17 protein-coding genes and 2 pseudogenes are annotated in these 22,391 nt (G+C 68.5%); 9 read left to right on the top strand and 10 right to left on the bottom strand.

The genetic code is table 11. From position 1 onward, the window contains the following. Positions 1–26: 26 nt before the first annotated feature. From NSQ78_RS13120 to NSQ78_RS13100, 5 genes are all read right to left on the bottom strand, one after another. Positions 27–1,385 (bottom strand): type II and III secretion system protein family protein, encoded by a 1,359-nt coding sequence (locus tag NSQ78_RS13120; RefSeq protein ID WP_053506728.1) that lies wholly within the window; start codon positions 1,383–1,385, stop codon positions 27–29. 18 nt (positions 1,386–1,403) lie between these two features. Beyond that, positions 1,404–2,405, bottom strand: a complete 1,002-nt coding sequence (gene cpaB / locus NSQ78_RS13115; protein ID WP_308306443.1) for a Flp pilus assembly protein CpaB — start codon at positions 2,403–2,405, stop codon at positions 1,404–1,406. 25 nt (positions 2,406–2,430) lie between these two features. Further along, a complete protein-coding gene (locus NSQ78_RS13110) occupies positions 2,431–2,907 on the bottom strand; it encodes a TadE/TadG family type IV pilus assembly protein (RefSeq protein WP_049467638.1) in 477 nt (158 codons plus the stop codon). Continuing rightward, complete coding sequence (locus NSQ78_RS13105; protein WP_064238729.1) at positions 2,904–3,449, bottom strand: prepilin peptidase; 546 nt, start codon at positions 3,447–3,449, stop codon at positions 2,904–2,906. The genes NSQ78_RS13110 and NSQ78_RS13105 overlap by 4 nt, the downstream gene beginning before the upstream one ends. Positions 3,450–3,538: 89 nt before the next feature. Further along, entirely contained in the window at positions 3,539–3,727 is a 189-nt protein-coding gene (locus tag NSQ78_RS13100) for a Flp family type IVb pilin (protein ID WP_049467634.1), read from the bottom strand. 681 nt (positions 3,728–4,408) lie between these two features. Here NSQ78_RS13100 and NSQ78_RS13095 point away from each other — a divergent pair. The 4 genes and pseudogenes from NSQ78_RS13095 (at position 4,409) to NSQ78_RS13080 (ending at position 12,458) form a co-directional block, all read left to right on the top strand. Further along, a pseudogene (locus tag NSQ78_RS13095) lies at positions 4,409–5,390 on the top strand (helix-turn-helix domain-containing protein). A 235-nt stretch (positions 5,391–5,625) separates the two neighbouring features. Then, positions 5,626–11,142 (top strand): ESPR-type extended signal peptide-containing protein, encoded by a 5,517-nt coding sequence (locus NSQ78_RS13090; protein ID WP_064238728.1) that lies wholly within the window; start codon positions 5,626–5,628, stop codon positions 11,140–11,142. Positions 11,143–11,203: 61 nt separating this feature from the next. Further along, a complete protein-coding gene (locus NSQ78_RS13085; protein WP_064238727.1) occupies positions 11,204–12,046 on the top strand; it encodes an OmpA family protein in 843 nt (280 codons plus the stop codon). Between the two features lie 121 nt (positions 12,047–12,167). Next, complete coding sequence (locus tag NSQ78_RS13080; protein ID WP_014037513.1) at positions 12,168–12,458, top strand: hypothetical protein; 291 nt, start codon at positions 12,168–12,170, stop codon at positions 12,456–12,458. Positions 12,459–12,544: 86 nt separating this feature from the next. On the opposite strand, the gene NSQ78_RS13075 is transcribed toward NSQ78_RS13080, so the two are convergent. Beyond that, positions 12,545–13,372: a class I SAM-dependent methyltransferase gene (locus NSQ78_RS13075; protein WP_064238726.1), complete on the bottom strand. Its 828-nt coding sequence runs from the start codon at positions 13,370–13,372 to the stop codon at positions 12,545–12,547. 63 nt (positions 13,373–13,435) lie between these two features. Between NSQ78_RS13075 and NSQ78_RS13070 the strand changes: the two genes are divergently transcribed. Further along, positions 13,436–13,840, top strand: a complete 405-nt coding sequence (locus NSQ78_RS13070) for a MerR family transcriptional regulator (RefSeq protein ID WP_064238725.1) — start codon at positions 13,436–13,438, stop codon at positions 13,838–13,840. 1 nt (position 13,841) lies between these two features. On the opposite strand, the gene NSQ78_RS13065 is transcribed toward NSQ78_RS13070, so the two are convergent. From NSQ78_RS13065 to NSQ78_RS13055, 3 genes are all read right to left on the bottom strand, one after another. Then, positions 13,842–14,558, bottom strand: a complete 717-nt coding sequence (locus NSQ78_RS13065) for an MgtC/SapB family protein (protein WP_049464505.1) — start codon at positions 14,556–14,558, stop codon at positions 13,842–13,844. Between the two features lie 115 nt (positions 14,559–14,673). After that, positions 14,674–16,446: a chloride channel protein gene (locus NSQ78_RS13060; RefSeq protein WP_053463223.1), complete on the bottom strand. Its 1,773-nt coding sequence runs from the start codon at positions 16,444–16,446 to the stop codon at positions 14,674–14,676. Between the two features lie 62 nt (positions 16,447–16,508). After that, positions 16,509–18,590, bottom strand: a complete 2,082-nt coding sequence (locus NSQ78_RS13055; RefSeq protein ID WP_064238724.1) for a TonB-dependent siderophore receptor — start codon at positions 18,588–18,590, stop codon at positions 16,509–16,511. Between the two features lie 131 nt (positions 18,591–18,721). Between NSQ78_RS13055 and NSQ78_RS13050 the strand changes: the two are divergent. Then, a pseudogene (locus NSQ78_RS13050) lies at positions 18,722–19,642 on the top strand (M14 family metallocarboxypeptidase). Between the two features lie 436 nt (positions 19,643–20,078). Here NSQ78_RS13050 and NSQ78_RS13045 read toward each other — a convergent pair. Further along, positions 20,079–20,930 (bottom strand): LysR family transcriptional regulator, encoded by an 852-nt coding sequence (locus NSQ78_RS13045; RefSeq protein ID WP_064238723.1) that lies wholly within the window; start codon positions 20,928–20,930, stop codon positions 20,079–20,081. A 159-nt stretch (positions 20,931–21,089) separates the two neighbouring features. Here NSQ78_RS13045 and NSQ78_RS13040 point away from each other — a divergent pair, with 159 nt between their 5' ends. From NSQ78_RS13040 to NSQ78_RS13030, 3 genes are all read left to right on the top strand, one after another. Beyond that, the gene (locus NSQ78_RS13040; protein WP_064238722.1) at positions 21,090–21,443 is read left to right on the top strand and encodes an SMR family transporter; all 354 of its coding nucleotides are present in this window, start codon (positions 21,090–21,092) and stop codon (positions 21,441–21,443) included. Then, on the top strand, positions 21,443–21,766 hold the full coding sequence (locus tag NSQ78_RS13035) for a multidrug efflux SMR transporter (RefSeq protein WP_053462985.1): 324 nt from the start codon (positions 21,443–21,445) through the stop codon (positions 21,764–21,766). The genes NSQ78_RS13040 and NSQ78_RS13035 overlap by 1 nt, the downstream gene beginning before the upstream one ends. Positions 21,767–21,875: 109 nt before the next feature. After that, positions 21,876–22,256: a VOC family protein gene (locus NSQ78_RS13030; protein WP_064238721.1), complete on the top strand. Its 381-nt coding sequence runs from the start codon at positions 21,876–21,878 to the stop codon at positions 22,254–22,256. The last annotated feature ends 135 nt before the right edge of the window (positions 22,257–22,391 follow it).

Raw genomic sequence — 22,391 nt, 5'->3', positions numbered from 1 at the left:
GCGTGGTTCCGCAGGCGTCATGGAGGTCAGCGCGAGAAGCCTGGCACGGGGTCCTGGCTGACCGGCCCCAGCAGCCAGGAACCCCATTCGGGAAGATGCGGCTTGGCTTCGCGCTCGCCGGGCAGCGGCAGTTCGGTGTTGCGTGCCAGCGGCTGCACCAGGCGCGGGGTGACGATGATCACCAGTTCCTTGTCCTGGCGCTTGTAGTCGAAGTTGCGGAAGAACGAACCAATGATCGGCAGGTCGCCCAGCAGTGGAATCTTGTTGACGTTGGAGACGATGTTGGAGCTGACCAGGCCGCCGATGACGAAGCTCTCGCCATCGCCCAGCTCGACCGTGGTGTCGGCGCGGCGGGTGGTGATCGAAGGGATCTGCACGTTGTTGAGCACGATCGCGTTGCTGTAGTCCAGATCGCTGGCCTCCGGTGCCACCTTCAGCGCGATCCGGTTCGCGGCCAGCACGGTCGGGGTCACGGTCAGGCCGATGCCGAAAGGCTTGTAGGTGATGGTGGTGGTGCCCAGTCCCTGCGGTTCGAGGATCGGCAGTTCGCCACCGGCCAGGAAACTGGCGCTTTGGCCGGACAGTGCCACCAGCGTCGGCTCGGCCAGCACGCGCGCCATGCCATTGCTCTGCAGCAGTTCGACATCGGCATTCCACAGCCCCTTGGTCGAGCCGAACACCAGCCGGAACGCCGAGGAAATGGGCGACGCCGCTTCGTTGCTGCTGTTGCCTTCCTTCATGCCGGGCAGCAGGCCGGTATTGCCGGGCAGGCCGGTGCCGGGCCGTGCGAAGCCATAGGCGAAGCCGCCGTTGCGGTTCTGGAAGTTGATGCCGATCTGCTTCATCGCGGTCTTGTTGAACTCGACCACCTTGACCTCGACCTGGACCACGCCACCGCTGCTGATGGTGGATGTATCGGCAAGGACCCCATCCTTGCCCAGCGCCATCGCTGCGGTGCGCTGCGCCTGCATGTGCGAGAGCACGCTGTCGGTGCTTCCCTGCAGCAGGCCCTGCTGGTCCTGCTGGGTGAACACCAGGTCGTTGCCGCCGGTACGCGCGGCGCCCTGCACGGCGCTCTCCACCCTTACCGTCAACCGCTGTGGCTCGGCCTGCCTGCGGTGCCACAGCAACAGGGTGGTGGTGCCGGGGGTCTTGCCGACCAGCAGCGCCTGGCGCTGGCCGCGCAGCATCACGAGGTCGGCCACGCCGGGGTCGGCGATGGCCACGCGTTCCAGGTCGGCCGGCAGGGTCCACGGCCGCTGCTCGCGCGCCTGCAGCACCAGATCGTCGGCGGCCACGCTCGTTGCCGGTGCCAGCAGCACCAGCAGCAGGGCCAGCCAGCGCTGGCGGGGGGAGATGCGTGGACGGCAGCGGCGTTCGGTCATGGATGCACTCGATGCAGGTCAGAGGGAGCCGCGAGGCGCGGAGCTGTCGCCGCGGATGATCTCGATGCCGGACGCGCGCGGCGCGCTGCGGCGTGGCGCCGGCGCCGTGCCACGGCCGGCCAGCGCATCGCTGTCGATGCCGGCGAAGGCATGGTTTTCCGGGCGCTGAAGCGCCAGCTGCTGTTCCGCATCCAGCCCGCGCAGGGGATCGATCACGCCGCGCGACTGCGGAAACAGCGCCAGGTCGGGCTGGCCGGTGTCGGCGGGATTGCGCAGTGCCAGGAACAGCTTGCCTTGCTGCGCGCCCAGCAGCAGGCGATTGGCATCGGCCACGGGCACGGCCAGCACCGCACTGCGCGCGGGCTGCGCCGGCTCAGTGTTGTTGGCGTGGCTGCTGCCGCTTCCGGTGATGTCGGCTGCGCGTGGATCGTTGCGGGTGTCGACGTCGCTGCCGGTGGAGACCTCCGTGGCGACCGGCGCAATGTCCTGCTGGCCGTAGCTCAGCACGCGCAGGCGCGACAGCAGCAGGCGCGTCTGTCCGGCTTCGCCGGGGCCGTTGACGCTGGGCTGGGCGTTGCGCAGGTTGAGGAAGACGTCGACGAAGTCGCCAGGAAGGATGCGGTTGCCGGCACCGACCAGTTCGTCCACGGGCACGGCCAATGCGCGCTCGCCCGGCCGCAGTTGCAGCGAGAAACCCTGTGCCAACGCGCTGCTGCTGATCGGGCTGCCTTCGGCGATGTCCTGCACCGGCACTTTGCCGACCACGGCGGCGATGCTGGTGGCGGCGCCGGCGACCGGCGTGGTGCGCTGGGCCAGGCGCAGGCCGTTGGCGCTGATCGGCTCGCCCGCGGGCAGGCGTGCCACGGCTTCCACGACAGTGATTGCCTGCGCCTCGCTGTGGGCCACCGGCGCGACTGTGGTGGGTGCGGCCGGCTTGCGTCCGATCATGAAGGCGACCAGCGCCAGCAGCACGGCCAGGCCTATCAGGGCAATGGCAGCGATGCGGGTCAACTTGAGCATGGAATCGTCTCCAAAATACCGAGCATCAATTGCCGCTGCCGAGATCGAGCTGGGCGACCGCGACGCTGCGGATGGGGGCCTGCATCACCCACCGGTACAGCGTGGCGGTGCCGGGCAGGAAGGGATGGCTGGCGTAGTCGTAGCTGACCGTGACGGTCATGCACTGTGCCGTGGCCAGGCCGGCGCACGGTGCCTGCGCCGACACCACGATGGCATTGCTGCCGCCTGCGCTGCAGTCGACGTTCTGCTTGGAAAACTGCAGCAGCCACTGCATCGATGTGCGCGCGGCGACGCAGGCGGCGGTGCGACGTTCGCCGGCTGTGCCGTAGCGCAGCGAGGCACGCGCACCTTCGGCCGAGGCGGTGGCCAGGGTCTGCTGCGCCGCCATGATCATCACGCCGGAAAACGTGAAAAGCAGCAATGGCAGCAGGCCCAGCATCAGCATCAGGGCGAACTCGATGCTGGCGGCGCCACGTTGCAGGCGAGGGCCGTGGACGTTCATGGTGCACCTCCGTAGATGCGGACCAGCACCCAGCCGATGGCCGCCAGTGCCAGATACGCCGCATAGGGAATGCCGCGTCGCCCCTGGCGGGCGGCCTGCATGTCGCGCAGCGCCGGATGGGATTGCCATTGCGTGCTGGTGCGGCTGACCTGCATCTGCAGGTGCCCGGGCAACAGCACGCCCAAGCGGCGGCCCGCCAGCACCACCGCCGCGTGCACTCCGGCGGCGAGGCTGGCCACCAGCCAGACCGGCAGCAGCGCCTGCCAGCCCAGCATCAGCCCCAGCACTGCGAAGAACTTCACGTCGCCGGCGCCCATCCAGCGCAGGGCGTAGAACGGCAGCAGGGCCAGCAGGCCGAGCACCGCGCCAGCGACGTGGGGCAGCCAGGGCAGGCGAGGTGCGCTGAACTGGCCGGCGATGATCGCGAGCGCAGCGATGACGCCCGCAGCCACCAGCCAGGTATTGGGCACCCTGCGGGCGTACAGATCACTGATCGCGATCCGCAGGCACACGCCGATGGCCAACAATCCCAGCAGTGTCATCGCACACTCCGTCGTCCGTCACTGGACGGTCTTCACCTGGTTCCCTGCCCCCCGTGGCCGCGGGCCTCAAGGCGGCCCGCGGTCGCCGCCTAGGTCGTCGAGCCGGACGCCTTGGTGGCCAGTGCGGAGAGGTTCTTGAACAGCGTTTCGAAGAACCCCTTGATCTGGTCGTTGCCGACCGCGATCAGGACGCCAGCGATGACGGCAGCCAGCAGCCCGTACTCGAGCGCGGTGACACCGTCTTCTTCCTTCAGGAATTTGCGGACCGATGCGTTCATGACCAATGTCTCCCTCTACCTGTCTGCGGATGCAGTACACCTGCGTTGGGCGGTGGCCCGGCTCCGCCGGGATCGTCCGTGGCCCCCGCACGTCCTGGCGGGGGAGGCACGGCGGGACGGGCCCGCCGTGCTCAAGCAGGGTGATCGTTTCCCGGCGGGACACGGGCCGCGCGGTCGCGACCGCACGGCGCAGGGCCGTTGGTCGAGGCATCCGATGATGCGTGCTTGGTCATGCTGTCCCCTGGGTGCGGCCGGATCAGATGGCCGGATCACCGTGGTATCGACTTTGCCTGAATGGAAGTTGGCTGCAACAGGAACCTATATGCAAATTCGGCAGAAACCCCGCTGCCCTGAAACTTTCAGATTGTTTCTGTGACGCAAATCCATTCCCAGGCAAAACGATTCATCGTCGTGTAGATAATGTGATTCCGCATGCGAAAACCATGCCAGCGATTCCGACATTTTCTTCACCTGTGTATCTACTTTCTTCATGCCGGTCCATGGCTTTACCGCTGCGGATTATCGGGCATACTCGCATTCAAGCTCTTGCATTGATTTGTACGATCGCATCGACCCCGGCGCGGCTGGCGTGGCAACGGAAATGGATTCTGGATCGTTGTGCGCCCTGTCAGGCAGTGGGGGCCGCAGCGGATGGCGGATCAACGGGGGGACAACACTGTCATGGTCGATGGTGGGGTAGGAGACAGCGACGACAGCGGCCTGCGGTCGATAGACCTGGCGACGCTGGGCGGGGTGCTTCGTGTCTGTGATGTCGAACTGCTGCTGCTGGATGGCAACGGGCCACGTGCGGCGTTTGCTTCGCGCGTGCACGAGGAAGCCCTGTTCTGCAGCATCAGCTGCGGTTTCCATTGCCGTGGCCGCTTCATGCTGCCACCGGACTGGGCGATGCTCGGTTACCTGCACGCCACGGATGAAACGCAGAGCTGGTGCCACGGCGTACCGCTGACGGCGGGCATGGCGTTGACGATCATGCCGGAGGGCATCAGTGAGTTCACCCTGAGCCCGGGCACGCACATGACCCTGATGCTGGTGCCGGTGGCGCGGGTGCAGCGCAAGCTGACCGAGCTGAGCCTGCGCAGCACGCCACCGGCCGGCCAGGCCCTGTCACTGTTCACCCTGGGCAGCGAAGCCACGCCGCTGGCGCGCCATTACCAGCAGCTGCACCTGCAACTGGGGCAGGGCGCCGGCCTGCAGCCGGAAGAAACCGAGCATCTTCTGCACGAGCATGTGCAGGCCCTGCTCGGCGCAGGTGCGGCGGATCGCCCGGGGTGCAGCCGCGCGCGGCGCACGCATTATCTGATCGCGCAGCGGGCAGAAAACTTCATGCGGCTCAACCTGCGCCGCAACATCTACATGAATGAAATATGCGATGCCGCCGGTGTCAGCGAACGCGGCCTGCGCTACGCGTTCGAGGATCTGTTCGGCACTTCGCCCAATCGTTATCTCTCCATGCTGCGCCTGTGCGCGGCGTGCCGCAGCCTGTCGATGGCCGATTCCAGCCGTCGCTCGGTGAAGGCCATCGCGCTCAGCTGCGGCCTGTGGGACCCTGTCGCGCTTCGCTGACAATTACCGCAAGGTATTCGGCGAGCTGCCGCGCGACACCCTGATGCGCGCCCCCGCGCAGATCGGCCAGCCGGCCTGAGCCAAGCCCTGCAAGGGTTTACCCGGCATTCGTGCCGGAATTGCGCATCCGCTTGCCGATCATGTTGCCGCTTCTGCATAACCGGCTGCCGATTCCGGCCGTGGATTTGCCGGAATGCGCGATTGCCGTGCCGGATTGAAGTGCGCCAGCTCCGTTGCAACCGCTGAAATGTCAGTCACCTGCCTCGCGGCAAGTCCACTGACATTCCAGTTGTTCGTCTACGGGGGAAATGCTCATGAACCGCATCTACCGGCGTGTATGGAACCGCCAGCTCAATGCTCTGGTGGTGGCCTCGGAACTGGCCACCGGCGACAGCGGTGGCAGTGCCGCACGCGATCCGCGCACATCCCTGCTGATGCCCACCGCGCTGGCTCTGGCACTGTTGTGCGTGCTGGCCAGCGGCCACGCAGGGGCATCGGAGACCAATCAATCGCTGCGTGACCTGCAGGCGCTGGCTGCCAAGTATGCGCAGCCGATGCCGGTCAAGGTCGACGCGGAAGTCGCCCTGGCCGCTGCCGCACGACAGGCGCAGAGCAGCCCGGCACTCAGCGCGGACGCCCGCGTGGGCCTGCAGCTGAACACCACGTCGCTGCCGCTGGTGCGCGACGTGCTGCCGGCCACGGTGCAGGTGAAGCTGGCAGCGAACACCGCACCGAAGCAGATTGCCGTGCCGGCGCTGGCGGCCGATGTCCGCGCCAATGTGGGCCTGGGCAACGCCGCGGCCAACGCGGCACAGGTGGATGCGTCGCTGGCCGCGCACGTTGCGCCGGGCGCGCAGTCAACCGGGGTTGTCGCTGCTGGGGCGCGCGCCAAGGCCAAGGTCGGCGTCGCCGGCCGTCAGATCGCTTCGCTTGATGCGGGTACGCACGCCTCGGCCGGCCTGCGGGGCGCAACCGCTGGGTCGCTGCCCGGGCTGGACGCCACGATCGACAGCCGGACCGACGCGCGCCTGGCGGTAGCCGGCCATCACATCGACGGGCAAGGCCAGGCCAGAGCGACGGCGGCCGTCCGCTTGCCGGCCAAGGAAGAGTTGCCGGGTGAAACCCACGATCGTGCCATCAGCGCCGCGTTCGACACCGGCGCCGCCGGTGAGGTTCGCGTGCAGGCGCCGGACGGCCAGGAAGTCGTCGCCGACCGCAACCTGAAGCTGGCTGGGCAGACGGCCGTAGCCGCGCAGCACAGCGCGCTCGGGGTTGGCAATCTGGTGGGCGGCGCCGTGGGCGCCGTGGGCGGCACGCTGCAGGGCGCTGCCGCTGCGGTCGGGAGCACGGTGGGTGGCGCGCTGAGCGGCACGGTCGGCCAGGTCGGCAGTGCAGTGGGTGGCACGCTCAACAACACGGTCGGTGCTGTCGGTGGCGCAGTGGGCGGTGCACTCAGCGGCACGGTTGGCTCTGTCGGGAGCACCGTGGGTGGCGCACTGAACGGCACCGTCGGCTCTGTCGGCGGAGCGGTGGGCGGTGCCCTCAATGGCACAGTTGGCACGGTAGGAAGCGCAGTGGGTGGTGCACTCAACGGCGCCGTCGGCACGGTCGGCAGTGCAGTGGGTGGCGCGCTCAACAACACGGTCGGTGCTGCCGGTGGCGTAGTTGGCGGTGCACTCAACGGCGCCGTCGGCACGGTTAGCAGTGCAGTGGGCGGCACGCTCAACAACACCGTCGGTGCTGTCGGTGGCGCAGTGGGTGGCGCACTGAACGGCACCGTCGGCACGGTCGGCAGTGCAGTGGGTGGCACGCTCAACAACACGGTCGGCGCGGTCGGTGGCGCAGTGGGCGGTGCCCTCAATGGCACGGTTGGCTCTGTCGGGAGCACCGTGGGTGGCGCACTGAACGGTACCGTCGGCTCTGTCGGCGGCGCGGTGGGCGGCACGCTCAACAACACGGTCGGCGCGGTCGGTGGAGCAGTGGGCGGTGCCCTCAATGGCGCGGTTGGCTCGGTAGGAAGCGCAGTGGGTGGCGCACTCAACGGCACCGTCGGCACGGTCGGCAGCGCAGTAGGTGGCGCACTCAACGGCACCGTCGGGACGGTCGGCAGTGCAGTGGGCGGCACGCTCAACAACACGGTCGGCACCGTCGGTGGTGCAGTCGGCGGCATTCTCAACGGCACCACGGGCAGCCCCGGCACTGGCCTGGGCGGCGTGCTGGGTAGCACGCTGGGCAACGTCGGCAGCGCGGTGGGCAACCTGCTCAACGGCAATCTCAATGGCACTGTCGGCAACCTGGGCAGCGCCGTGGGTGGCCTGGTGGGTGGCACGCTCGGCAGTCTCGGCCTGACCCAGCCGTCGGCGATCCCGCCGACCAGTCCGAAGGCGCCGGCGCCGGCCGACCCGAATGCCGGCCTGATCATCGGCACCGGTGGCCTGGTCGGCAATGTCGGCCAGCTCATCGGGCCGACCACCACCAGCCTGTTCGGCGGCGATGGCTACGTCAGCAACGGAAATCTCAAGCTGAGCAACGCCAACGTCATGCAGACCTATTCGGCGGTCAACGTGCTGGGTCTGCCGGTGGTCAACCTGTCGCCGGTCGGCAGCACCCTCAATGGCCTGGGTGGCGCGGCCACGGGCGGCAGCTCGCACCTGACCCTGATCGGTGGCGTGACCTCCGACAGCTACATCTACAACATCAACAACGGCAATCCCGGTGGCCTGCTCGGCCTCCTTCTGCCGACCGATTCGCCGGCGTGGGCGGCCAAGTGCCTGGACATCGCGCTGGCCGACATCTCCTGCTGGGCCGTCAACGCCGCGCAGGACTACCAGGTGCTGATGGGTGACGGCGCCTTCGCCAACGGCTCCAAGGAAGTGGTGATCGGTGCCAACGCACGGCATGAGCTGCCGAAGGTCGATGCCAACGTCGCCTTCCCCGGTGATGGCGTGAACGATCCCAGCAACCCGACGGGCGTGCCGACGGCCGACTATGCCGCGCGCATGGGCCATTCGGTGATCGTCGGCGACAGTGCCGTCGGCACCGCCAACGGGCAGACCCTGCTGGGTGCCGAGTCCACCTCCAACCAGGCCAATTCGGTCGCGCTGGGCTACCGCTCGGCCGCACTGCGTGGTGCGCAGGCCAGCTACAGTGCCTACGGCCTCACGGCGCCGCAGGTGTCGGCCGGTGAAGTGTCGGTGGGCACCGCCGGCGGGGGCGAGCGCCAGATCACCAACGTGGCTGCGGGCAGCGGCAACACCGACGCGGTCAACGTCGCGCAGTTGAAGGGGGCCATCAGCCTGATCAATGGCGTGGCGGATGCGGCAGTGACCTACGATCTGGACGCCGGCGGCAATCCGAACTATCGCCGCGTCACCCTCGGTGCAGGCACGGGCACCACCACCATCGGCAACCTCGCCGCCGGTGCGGTCACCGCGGGCAGCCTCGAGGCCGTCAACGGTGGCCAGCTGGCGGCAACCAACAGCGCCATCGCCAGCTTCTTCGGTGGTCGTGCAGCCTTTGACCCGGCCAGTGGCATCTTCACCGCACCGCTGTTCGAGATCAGCACGATCTCCGCCACCGGCGCCATCGCCCAGGGCCTGTACACCAACGCCACCGATGCGTTCGCGGCGGTGGATGGTTCACTGGTCAACCTCAACACGCAGATCACCGATATCCGCAACGGCGGTACCAAGTACCTGCGGGTGAACTCGACCGGTACCGAGGCTGTGGCCAGCGGCGCCGATTCGATTGCGGTCGGCACCAATGCGCGGGCGACGGCGGCCAACAGCATCGCGGTGGGTGCGGGAAGCCTTGCAGATCGTGCCAACACGGTTTCCATCGGTGCTGCTGGCGCAGAGCGTCAGGTCGTCAACGTGGCGGCCGGTACCGCGGCCACCGATGCGGTCAACGTAGGACAGTTGCAGGCATCGGAGCAGGGCGCGCTGCGCTACGACCTCAACGCCGATGGCAGCGTCAACTATGCCAGCGCCACGCTGGGCCAGACTGGCACCGCCACCACGCTGCGCAACCTCGGCCCGGGCCAGGTCAGCGCCACCAGCAGTGAGGCCATCAACGGGGCCCAGCTGTTCGCCGCCAACCAGGCGGTGGCCACCCACCTGGGGGGTGGCGCCACAGTCGATGCCAACGGCGTGCTGACCGCACCGACCTACTCGATCAACAACGTGGCCGCCAACGGCACCATCACCCGGGGCAGCTACAACGATGTCGGCACTGCCTTCGATGCGGTCAGCAACTCGCTGGCCAACGTTGCCGACCAGACCGGCGAGATCGACAAGCTGGCCGTGAAGTACGACGTCGATGGCGCTGGCAACGTGCTCAACAGCGTGACGCTGACGGGTACCGGCAGCGGCGCGGTGAAGATCACCAACGTGGCCGCCGGCAGCATCCTGGCCGGCAGCACTGATGCCATCACCGGCGACCAGCTGTTCAACACGAACAGCACCCTCGCCAACTACTTTGGTGGCAGCACCGCCTACAACGGCAGCACCAATGTGTGGACCGCGCCGACGTTCAGCATCTCCAGCATCGCCACCGATGGAACCTTCACCAGTGGCGATTACAACAACGTCACCGCGGCCTTCACTGCCGTGGACGGTTCGCTGAGGATCCTCAACCAGCGCATCAGCAACGGCGGCGGTGGCAGTGCCTACCTGGCGGTGAACTCGACCGCGGCGGCGGCAAGCGCGGCCGGTGCCGAAGCGGTGGCCGTGGGCCCGCAGGCCAGTGCAGCCGGCGCCAACAGCGTGGCGGTCGGCAACGGGGCCAGCAGCAGCGCCGGCAACAGCGTGGCGCTGGGTGCAGGTTCGGTGGCCAGCGTCGGTGCGCAGAGTGGCTATACCGGGGCCTACGGGCAGACCGGCGCCAGCAGTTCCGCTGGCGAGGTGTCGATCGGCAGCAGTGGCAGCGAACGCAAGATCACGCATGTCGCCGACGGTTCCGATGACCATGATGCGACCAACGTCGGCCAGCTGAAGAACGGCGTGAACTACGCCATCGACCAGTCCAAGGCCTACACCGACCAGAAGATCCAGAACATCACCAACGTCGCCGGCAGCTTCCGTGCCAACAACACCAACAACCTGGCCGACCCCTCCGCCAGCGGTGCCAACTCGGCCGCCGGTGGTGCAGGCTCCAGCGCGGCCGGGGCCAACGCGACCGCGCTTGGCAATGGTTCACAGGCGCAGGCCGACAACTCGGTGGCGCTGGGTGCGGGCTCGGTGGCCAACCGTGCCAACACGGTCTCGGTGGGTGCCAGCGGTGCCGAACGCCAGGTGGTCAACGTGGCCGACGGTTCGCAGGCCACCGACGCGGTCAACGTGCGCCAGCTGCAGGCCTCGCAGCAGGGCACGATCCGCTACGACACCACGGTCAATGGCGCCACCAACTACAACAGCGTCACCCTTGGCAGCACCAGCAGCGGGCCGACCACGGTACGCAACGTCGCTGCCGGTACCGCCGGTACCGACGCGGTCAACGTGGACCAGCTGAAGTCGGGCATGGCGCAGACCCTGGACTGGTCCAAGGCCTATACCGATGAGCGCATGGGCGGCTTCGAGCGCGACCTGCGCAAGACCGACAACCGCGCCTCGGCCGGTATCGCTTCGGCGATGGCCACCGCCGCCCTGCCGCAGCCCAGTGAAGCGGGCCGCAGCATGGCCTCGATCGCGGCCGGCAGCTACAACGGCGAATCGGGCGTGGCGGTGGGCATCTCCGGTGTCTCCGAAGGCGGTCGCTGGATCTACAAGTTCAGCGGTTCGACCAACAGCCGAGGCGAGGCCGGCGTGGCCGTCGGTGCCGGCATCCAGTGGTGATCCCCGCGGCCGGGCCGCACGCGCGGCCCGGCATCGCGGAAACGTCTACAGGGGGAATGACATGAAACCGCATCGTATCGCCCGCGCCGGCCGGTTCGCCGCAACGCTGGGCCTGGCCTTGGGAATGGGCCTGCTGGCCGCGTGCCGCAGCCATGCGCCGGCCGCCGAGGGTCCGGCCGACGCCACCACCGTGCACTTCCCGGAGGTCTCCAAGGCCTCGCTGAAGGAAGGCATCTATCCCGACGTTGCCGACCTGCGCCGGTTCGCACCGGGCATGAGCAAGCGGCAGCTGTACACACTGCTGGGTACGCCGCATTTCAACGAAGGCATGTGGGGCGTACGCGAGTGGAATTACCTGTTCAATTTCCGCACCGCACAGGGCGCGGAGTACTTCACCTGCCAGTTCCAGGTCCGCTTCGACAGCAAGGGCACTGCGCAGGCGGGCTACTGGAAGCCGGAATCATGCGCGGCCGTACTCGAGCCGCCGCGGCCACCGGCACCACCGGCACTGGCGCCGGCGCCACTGCCGGAACAACCGCTGCGGCTGTCGGCCGACGCGCTGTTCGGCTTCGACAGCGCAGTGCTCAGTGCCGAAGGGCAGCGCGCGGTGCAGGGCATCCTGGCGCAGGTACGCGAGGCCGCACAGGTGCAGTCGATCCGGGTGACCGGCTACACCGACCGCATCGGCAGCGCCAACTACAACCAGGCGCTGTCGCAGCGGCGTGCCGAGGCGGTGCGCGCCGCGCTGGTGCAGGGGGGCGTGCCGGACACCAGCATCAGTGCCGAAGGACGTGGTGCCGCCGAGCCGATCGTGCAGTGCGCGCAGCGCAACCGGCGTGAGCTGATTGCGTGCCTGGCACCGAACCGGCGCGTGCAGATCGCCGGCATGGCGCAGCCGCGTTGAATTTCCTGCGCCGGGGCAATGCCCCGGCATCCCGAGTCCCCCCTGACTGCCGGCAGGCGTGGCAACGTCTCCCCCGTCGTCCACGCCTGCCGGCGGCTCAGGTCTGCAAACGGTGCACGTGATGAATGCCCAATTCCTGCCCCTCTCCATGAAGACGGAAGCCACTCTCAGCGTGTACGGGCAGCTCGGCAACCACGCCGTGGTGCGCATCCCCGGGCGGCGACTGCCAGGCCTGATCCTGCAGGCCGATACGGTGGCCGGTTTCCTGGCCCAGCTGCAGGAAGCGCAGGCGTGCCTGCGCAGCGGCCGGGCCCAGCGCACCGATGCCGAGCTGGACATGCTGATCGACGTGCTGCAGCAGTGGTACGCGCTGATCGAATCGCGCCTGGCCGACGCCGGCGAGGCACTCTAGAAGAAAAAGGGGACGGAGGGGATTAAGTCGTTCTTGCCCCAGCTGTGCCGGAAACGACTTAATCCCCTCCGTCCCCTTTTCCTGTATCAGGCGCGGGCGCGCACCTGCCAGCATGCGGCGTCCACGCGCACGCGGTCGCCCTCGATGAACGGTGCGAATGCCGCCAAGGCCCTGGCCAGCAGCGGTTGGGCGCGTTCGTCCGGCAACGTCCGCAATGCCATGCCCAACGGGCCCAGTTGGCCGACATAGGTGGGCAGGTCGTCGCGGGCGAGCGAGCAGGGCAGGTCCACGGCGGTCACCTCCACATCGTTCCAGCCGGCCGCCTGCAGCAGGCGCTGCACGCGTTCGCCATCGGCGAAGGCGAACTGTCCCGGCGCGCCGGGCACGCGGGGCGGCAGATCCAGCGCATCGCCGATGGCGCGCTCGGCGGTGGTCATGAAGGGGTTCTCCTCGGCACTGCGCCAGGCAATGAAGTGCAGGCCGGCGCGGGGTCGTGCCGCGCGGCGCAGGTTGGCGAAGGCTGCCTCGGTATTGTCGAAGAACATCACCCCCAGCCGCGACTGGATCCAGTCGAAGTGCGCGGAAGGCAGCGGATGCCGCTGTGCATCGGCAAGGATGAAGTCTGCCGCCCGTCCGGCGGCCTCGGCGCGTCGGCGGGCCAGCGCCAGCATCGGCGCGGAAATGTCCAGCCCCGTGCAGTGCGCCACCGGGCGCGCTGCCGCTGCGGCCAGAAGGCTGGCGCCGGTGCCGCAGCCGATGTCCAGCAGTTGCGTGACGGCCTGCGGCAGTTCGGCGGCCAGCAGGTTGGCCATCGGCTGGAACAGGCCATCGAGGATGGCCTGCTGTTCGACCCATATCTGGCCGCCGGGACCGTTCCACAGGGTGTTCTGATCAACAGGGGATGTACTGGCCATGGCCTTGCCTCGCCGGGAAATTGGCCCTAGGTTGACGCTTGAAGGTGACTTGAGGTCAAGCCCATGCGTGAACTGGATATCGGCGAGGTGGTCAAGCGCAGCGGCGTGCCGGCCTCGACCCTGCGCTACTACGAACAGCTGGGGCTGTTGCAGGCGCTGGGCCGCCGCGGCCTGCGCCGGCAGTACGACGCGCAGGTGCTGGAACGGCTCGCGCTGATCGGCCTGGGCCAGGCGGCCGGGCTGTCGTTGCAGCAGATCGGTGCATCACTGCCGTCGCCGCAGGGATGCATCTCACTCGACCGCGAGGCACTGCTGGCACAGGCCGAGGTGCTGCAGCGGCAGATCATCCGGTTGCAGCGGGTGCGCCGGCACCTGCAGCGCGCGGCGGCCTGCCCGCAGGCGGAGGATGCCCGCAAGTGCGGTTCGTTCCGGAAACTGTTGCGCGCGCAGCAGCGGATGGGCGGTTGAATCAATCGCGGGTACTGACTTCCCAGGTGGCATGCAGCACGCCCGGCACGTGCTCCATCCGCGCCAGGACCAGGTCCAGCTCGTCGGCGCTGACCGCCGTACTGACCAGCACTGCGATCACGTCGGTGGGCGCGTCGGCATGCTCGACCAGCTGTACGTCGCCCACCGGATACTGCGCCGCCTCCAGCGCGTCGACCAGGCGCTCGCGCACCCGCGGCACCGCTTCGGCGTCCACGCTCAGGCGCACCTCGTAGGTGGCCTCGGTCGCCGCCTCGTTGATCGGGATGCGGTTGATCGCATTGACCAGGGGCCGAAGCAGGGTGTTGCCGGCGATGATCAGCACGGTCAGCAGCACGCCCTCGGCCAGCATGTCCGCGCCGGTGCAGCTGCCAACGGCCGCCGAGCACCACAGGGTGGCGGCCGTGTTCAGGCCGCGCACGTTCATGCCTTCCTTCATGATCACGCCGGCACCCAGGAAGCCAACGCCGGAAACCACGTAGGAGATCACCCGTACCGCCTCGGCACTGCCGGCGATGCGCATGCCGAGGTCGACGAAGGCGGCGGCGCCGACCGCGACCAGCACATTGGTGCGCAGGCCAGCCGTGCGCTGCCGGTATTGGCGCTCGGCACCGATCAGGGTACCCAGCACGAAGGCGGCCAGCAGGCTGACGACGGTGTCGGCGAAGGGGCCCGCCTGGAAGGTCTCGATGAAGCGCATGGCCGGAGTCTATCGCGTCGAAGTGACAGTAGCTCCACGCCATGCGTGGATATCCGGGATGTCGATCGCCAAGGTGCCGGAAACGACTTAATCCCCTCCGTCCCCTTTTTGCGGGTCAGTCGGTGTCCTCGACGCGCTCGCCCATCAGTTCGCGCTGGCGCTTGTCCAGCTCCTCGGCGTAGCGCTTGCGCACGAAGGCTTCGGAGACGACACCCAGTACCTGGCCGTCGGCGGCGACCACGGCCAGTTCGTCGGCCTGGGTCTGGTCGAAGCGCTGCATCACGCTCACGACGTCCGCAGCCGGCGACAGCGACACCTCCCGGTTCTCGGCCAGCTCGCCGATCGCGGTTTCCGGCTTCACGCCATCGCCGTAGACGCGCGGGATCTGCACGATGCCAGCGTAGTGGCCCTCGCTGTCGATCAGGACCACGCGGCTGCCTGAGCCAAGCGGGAAGCGCTGGCGGAACGCGGCGGCATCGAGATCGGCCGGAGCGGTGGCCACGCCCTTGCGCATCAGCCGGCCGGCGCTGAGGTTCTGCACCCACCCCACGTCGCGGGCGCTCTTGATGGTCTCCCCGCGCAGGTGCATGCGCCAGGTCGAGAACGAATAGCCGAACCACTGCCGGACCAGTGTGCTGGACACCAGCACCGCGCTCATCACCACGCTGGTCAGCAGGAAGTCGTGGGTGCCTTCCAGTACCAGCATGGCCATGGTCATCGGCGCACCGACCACGGCCGCCGCCAGCGCGGCCATGCCGGCGAGCGCGGCGGAGGTGGCGTCGATCACCGGCACGCCGGTGGCCAGCGCCAGCAGGCCGGCGAACAGCGCGCCGACCAGGGTGCCCATGAACAGCGAGGCGAAGAACAGGCCGCCACGGAAGCCGAAGCCCAGCGAGATGCCCGAGGCCAGGCATTTCAGGGCCAGCAGCCCGCCGATCCAGATCAGCGGCAGCTGCGTGGTCAGGTCCAGGTGCAGCGCGCCATGGCCGGACGACAGCACCTGCGGGCTGGCCAGGGCCAGCGGGATCAGCAGCAGGCCGCCGACCACCGGCCGTCCCCACAGCGGCAGCGGGCTGCGCTTGACCGTGCCTTCGATCGAGGCGATCAGGCGCATCACCAGGATGCCGACCATCGCGCAGCAGCAGCCGAGCAGGCCGTAGATGGCGTAGTCCGCTGCACGCACGTCGATGGTCGAGGCGGCTGGCAGCAGGTAGGCCTCGATGCCCGCCTGGTCGGCCACGAACGCACCGGCCAGTGCGGCAACCGCCACCGGCGCCAGTGCGGCCGGGGTGTAGGCGCCGATGACGATCTCGAAGGCGTAGAACGCACCGGCCAGGGGGGCACCGAAGGCGGCGGCGATCGCACCGGCGGCACCGGCGCCGACCAGGATGCGCACGTCGTTGCGGCGCAGGCGCATCACCCGGCCCAGCTGCGAGCCGCTGCCGGCGCCCATCTGCGTATACGACGCCTCCAGCCCGACCGATGCGCCACAGCCGTTGGAGAGCAGGGTCTGGGTCAGCACGATCAGGTTGTCGCGCATCGACATGCGGCCGCCGTGCAGGGCATTGGCTTCCACCGCGTCGAGCAGCGGGCGCTTGAGCCGTGCCGCCGCCAGGCTGACCAGGCCGACCAGCAGGCCACCCAGTGGCAGCACCAGCAGCGCGGTCCAGGTCAGCGCGGGCAGGGAGCTCAGGCGCATGCCGTCGTCCAGCCCGTACAGGGTGCCCTGCAGCCAGCGCGCAATGCCGGACTGCAGCAGGGTCAGGTAGCCGGCGATCAGTCCGACCACCAGGGCCAGCGCGATGAACCACAGGTCGCTGCCGCGCAGCCGCAGCCGCAGGCCCTGGAAGGCCAGGTGCAGGCGCGATGGCGAAACAGGCAGCGACATGGTGGCGGCATCATACGCCGCCACCGTGATCGCCACCGTCACTGCATCGGGCGGTTACCGCGTCAGAAGCGGTAGCGGCCCTGCACGTAGAAGGTGCGCGGCGCAGCCACCATGCGGCCGGCGTTGCCATCGACGTTGCGGGTGTACCAGCGCGTGTCGGCCAGGTTGTTCACGCCCAGTGCGATCTCGCTGTCACCCAGGCCCGGCACCTGCCAGGTCACCTGCGCGTTCCACAGGCGCACGCCCGGCACACGGCCCACGCGCGCATCGGCGCTTTCGTCCCAGGTGTTGGCCGCATCGGAGAACTGGCCGCTCTGGTGGGTGCTGGAGACATTGAAGGTCCATCCGGCCAGCGCGTAGCGGGCGCCGACGCTGTCGGTGTCGCGCGCGTAGAACGGCACGTCCAGGCCACGGTTGTCACCGGACTGCTGGATCGCCTGGGTCCAGGTGTAGTTGGCGTACAGCTCCAGCCCGGCCAGCGCACTGTCCTCGGCGAAGTGGTACTCCAGCGCGCTCTCCACGCCCTTGTGGTCGGTGGCGCCGATGTTCTGGAAGGTCGGTGGGGTGATGCCCGGCACCTGCAGGATCTGGTTGTCGAAGCGCATCTTGAACACGGTCACCTCCGCGCGCAGTGCGCCGTCCTGCCAGCGCGCACCCAGCTCGGCGGTCTTTGCCACTTCCGGGTTCAGCGGATTGCGGGCGGTCTGCGAGTTGAGCTGGATGTTCTGCACCGGCCCGAACGAGGTGGTGTAGTTGCCGAACAAGGTCAGCTGCGGGGTCAGCAGGTAGGCGATGCTGAGCGAGGGCAGGGCCTTGTCGTTGCGGCTGCTGAAGGTGGCGCCGCCGCCGGCCTGGCGACGGTCCATGTCGATCCATTCCATGCGCACGCCCGGGGTGATCCGCCACGGGCCGATCGCGATGCGGTCGTCGATGTAGAACGCATGGGCATCGGTGGCGTTGTCGAAGCGGGTGGTGGCACTGGCCACGCCGGTGCGGCGGGTGACGGTGTAGCTGCGGTCGTTGCCACGTTCGCGCAGGAAGCGGTAGCCGGCGGTGATGTCGTGCACGCTGGCACCCCAGTGCAGGCGCTGGGTGTAGCGCGGCTCGATGCCGAGCACGCGGTAGTCACGCGGCTGCACGGTCAGCTGGGTGTTGGCGGCGTTGATCAGCGAGCTGGCGCGGCTGCTTTCGTTGTAATAGGCCAGCACCTCGAACTCGCTGTTGGCCGACAGCGTGTTGGTGTAGCCCAGGTCGATGCCGGTGCGGTGGCCCTTCCAGAAATCGGTGGGGCGGGTGTTCTGGAACGGGTCGGCCTCGTACTGCGCACGGGTCAGGCCGCCCGGGGTCAGTGAACGCACGTCGTAGTAGGAGAGCTTGGCGCGCAGCTCCTGCTGTTCGTCGATCGCGTAAGCGAACTTCAGTGCGAGATCGTTGAAGCGGTCATCGCTGCCCTGGCGCCAGCCACGCCCATCCTGGCCGGAGTACAGCAGGGCCGCACCCAGGCCGTTGTCACCGGTGCCGCCGAGGAAGACGTTGTACTGGGTGCTGTCACCGCCGCCATGGTCATGGGCGGTGTAGCGCGCGCCGGCTTCGCCGTGCAGGCCCGCGTCGGTCGGAATGGCGCGGGTGCTGAAGTTGATGATGCCGCCCACGTTCTGCGGGCCGTAGCGCACGGCACCGCCGCCACGCACCACGTCGATCGAGTCGATGTTGGACAGGCTGGTCGGTGCGAACGACAGCTGTGGTTGGCCATAGGGCGCCACCGCCAGCGGTACGCCATCCAGCAGCACGGTCGAGCGCGGCGAGTAGCGCCCGGTCAGGCCGCGCACGCCGATGTTCAGCGACACCGAACTGCCGGCCGTGCCGGAGTTGTCGGTGACCTGCACGCCGGGGATGCGTCGCATGGCGTCGCCGATGCTGGCCGCGCCGCTGGCCTCGATGCGCTGGCGGTCGACCACCGTGCGTGCGCCAGCGAAGCGCTTGACGCTGTCGTGCAGGCCGGTGCCCAGCCAGCTGCCGGAGACCTGGATGCTGTCCAGCGTGGTGGCGCCGTCCTGGGCGAAGGCGCGGGTGGCCGGAAGCAGGCACAGGGCGAGGGCGGCGGCCAGCGGCAGGCGGGCCGGTTGCAGGGCGTGGAAGGGCATTGGTTCGGGTTGCGCAAGGTCGTAAATGAGAATTATTGCCGATTCCGTTGTGCAAGGGAATGCGCTGCCGGGTCATGCCGATGCCCCGGTGGTAAAGTGCGCGACTGCTTTCCTGACCGCCGAGATCTGCCATGTCCCAAGCCGCCTTCTACCCCGTCGGAACCCCTGGCCAGCCGTGGGGCGCAGCGGAACGGGAGGCGTGGCGGGGCCGCCAGCAGCGCCTGCGTCGCTATGACGAGGAGGTGCTGCCGCGCATCGAGGTGCTGGCCTCGCGCTTCGACAAGGTGGCCTACGGCCAGCTCGACTACGCTGGCGAGACCTATACGTTGTTCGCCCTGCTCAGCCGCGACTGGAACCCGGCGCTGCCGGCCGCCCTGGTCACCGGTGGCGTGCACGGCTATGAGACCAGTGGCGTGATGGGCGCGCTGGAGTTCCTCGAAAAGCACGCTGCCGACTATGCCGGCAAGGCCAACCTGCTGGTGGCGCCGTGCGTGAATCCGTGGGGCTTTGAGCGCATCAACCGCTGGAACTTCGATGCGATCGACCCGAACCGCAACTTCCGTAACGATGGCCCGGCGCGCGAATCAACTGCGGTCATCGACCTGATCGCGCCGTACGAGGGCCAGTTCGTGCTGCACATCGACCTGCACGAGACCACCGACAGCGACGAGAGCGAGTTCCGCCCGGCGCTGGCCGCCCGTGACGGGAAGCCGTTCGAGCCGGGCCTGATCCCCGATGGCTTCTACCTGGTGGATGACAGCGAGAACCCGCAGCCGGCCTTCCAGCAGGCGGTCATCGCCGCCGTGGAGAAGGTCACCCATATCGCCCCGGCCGATGACAAAGGCGAGATCATCGGTTCGCCGGTGATCGCCCACGGCGTGATCGAGTATCCGCTGGTGAAGCTCGGACTGTGCGCGGGCATCACCGGTGCGAAGTTCACCACCACCACCGAGGTCTACCCGGACAGCCCACGCGCGACCCCGCAGTAGTGCAACGACGCACAGGTGGCGGCGGTGTGCGCGGCGCTGGATTACGCGCTCGCCCATCGCTGACCGGGATTGCCGGCCAGCGGCCGGCACTACCTCACCCCAATGCGTCGGCCCGCCCTGGGGCGGCCGGTCCCCGCGGTGTGCGCGGCGGTGGGTCACGCGATCACCCATCTTTGGCCGGAATTGCCGGCCAGCGGCCGGCACTACCTCACCCCAGTGCGTCGGCCCACCCTCGGGCGGCCGGTCCCGGCGGTGTGCGCGGCGGTGGAAGAGGCGCTCGCCCACCGTTGACCGTTGGCCGGCCGCTGGTACAACCACGCGAGACCGGATTGCCACCAGCGGCTACACTACCTCACCCCAATTCGTCGGCCCGCCCTGGGGCGGCCGGTTCCGGCGGCCTGCCGCGGCGCTGGAAGATGCGCTCGCCCATCGTTGACCGGTAGTGCCGGCCGCTGGTACAACCACGCGAGACCGGATTGTACCAGCGGCCTACACTACCTCACCCCAATGCGTCGGCCCACCATAGGGCAGCCGGTCCCGGCGGCGTGTCGCGGCGCCACAGCAGGTCGCTGTGGATGCGCCGCGGCCAGCCGGGCAGCACCAGTTCCACCAGGCGCCCGCGGTCATAGCGCTGCACCAGCGCCCGCGGCAGTTCGGCCCAGCCGATGCCGTCCTCGGCCATCTCCATCACCATCAGGTAGTCGGTGGCGGTCCAGGCCAGGCCGGTGACCACGCGGGAAGGATCGACTTCCGCGCTCAGGCGCACCTGCCGATGCCGCGCCAGCTGTGCGGCGGCGCGACGCCCGGCGCTGGCCAGCGGATGGTCGCGCGCCACGTACACCGACAGTTCGCTGTGGTGGGCCAGCGGTCGTGCCACCAGTCCATCGGGATAGCGCTCCTGCCTGGGCAGCAGGCCCAGCCCGGCGCGACTACTGCCGACCAGTTCCAGCACGTCCTCCCCCTCGGCATCCAGCCATTCCAGTTCGATCTCCGGGAACGCCTCGGCGAAGCGCTGCAGGATCCGCTGCTCTGGATCGAGCTGGTAGACATCGGAAAACACCACGGTCAGGCGCGACTCGACCGGTGCGGCCAGGCGCACGCTCAGCTGCTGCAGGCGCGCATCGGCAGCCAGGATTTCCTGCGCATGACCCAGCACCTGGCGGCCGGCTTCGGTCAGCTGCGGGTAGCGCCCGCTGCGGTCGAACAGGCTCACGCCCAGGTCGGCCTCCAGGTGGGCGATGGCGGTGCTGACCGTGGACTGGGTCTTGCGCAGCCGTCGCGCCGCAGCCGAGAACGAGCCCAGCGCGGCGGCTTCCACGAAGGCCTGCAGGGATTCTGGGGAGTAGGGCATTGATCCATCGCTCCAGTCGATGGAATCTATTTTGATACCACCGTAAAAGACGATGATACTGATCTCCATCAGCGGTGTCTGCACCGCGCTCGAGATCATCCACGCACGGCGTGGATCTACCGAAGGCGGTGCGCGATGCCGCCCCGCAAGGAGTTTCACATGTCCCGTACCGTTTCTGCCCGTGGCGCACTGGTCGCCTGGGCCTGCCTGACCGTGGCGATCGTTGCCGAGGTGGTCGGCACCTCGTTCATGGCCCACGCCGCCCGCGATGGCGGCTGGGCCGGTTATCTGATCATGGCCGGCGCGCTGGCGCTGTCCTATTTCTTCCTGGCGCAGTCGGTGCGCCGCATCGCGGTGGGCGTGGCCTACGCGGTGTGGGAAGGCCTCGGCCTGACCCTGCTGACCGTGGTCGGCCTCACCGTCTTCGGCGAGAGCCTGTCGCTGCAGCAGCTGGCCGGCCTGGTGCTGGCGGTGGTCGGCATCGTCTGCGTCACCCTTGGGGAGGCGCACTGATGAATACCCTGGCCCTGTTTTTCGTGATCTGTTCGGCGCTGATCGACGTCGCCGCCAACATGATGGTGGCCAAGTCGGAGGGCTTCCGCCGCTGGCGCTGGGGCGTCGCTGCGATCGTCCTGGTCTGGATCGCCTTCGCCCTGCTCGGCCAGGCCGTGCGCTACATGGACCTGGCCACTGCGTATGCGCTGTGGGGCGCGATCGGCGTGATCGGTACGGCCAGCTGCGGCCGCCTGTTGTTCGGCAACCGCCTGCGCCCGATCGGCTGGGTTGGCATCGCCCTGGTCACTGCGGCGGTGCTGCTGCTCAGCACCGCCAAGTAGCACCGGGTCTTTTCGCGCGTGGCGGCTCGCGAGCATGGCGGCACCGGTGCGCGATTTGCGAAGTCACCTGCGCTCATCGACACTGCGGTTTTCCACATGGAGTGCCCGCATGTTCAGCCACATCACCGTCGGAACGAACGACATGGATGCCGCGCGCCGCTTCTACGACGCCCTGTTCGCCGCGATGGGGGCACGCCCGGGCGTGTTCGACGAGAAGGGCCGGCTGCTGTACTTCAAGGATGGGCGGATGTTCGGCGTGACCGCGCCGATCGACGGGCAACCGGCGTGTCGTGCCAACGGTGGCACCATCGGCTTCAGCCTTGGCAGTGCCGAGGCCGTGCGTGGTTGGCAGGATGCGGGCATGGCCCACGGCGGCACCGCCATTGAAGACCCGGCCGGCGTCCGCACCATGGCCGGTCGCCAGCTGTTCCTGGCCTACCTGCGCGATCCGGATGGCAACAAGCTGTGTGCAGTGCACGCCCTGTCGTGATGGGATGGCGCGCGCGGTCCGGGTCTGTTCCGGCGCGTGCGTTCAAACCCGAAACAAGCGTGCCGGCGCGCGCGTGATAGCACGGAAATGCGGGGCTGGCTGATGCAGGCAGCCCGCGACTTCATGCGCCGTCCA

This window comes from Stenotrophomonas sp. FSL W7-1447, from assembly GCF_037966425.1.
Lineage (GTDB): Bacteria > Pseudomonadota > Gammaproteobacteria > Xanthomonadales > Xanthomonadaceae > Stenotrophomonas > Stenotrophomonas pavanii.
The sequence above is the reverse complement of the archived record's forward strand: the minus strand, read 5'-3'. Positions and strand labels throughout refer to the sequence as shown.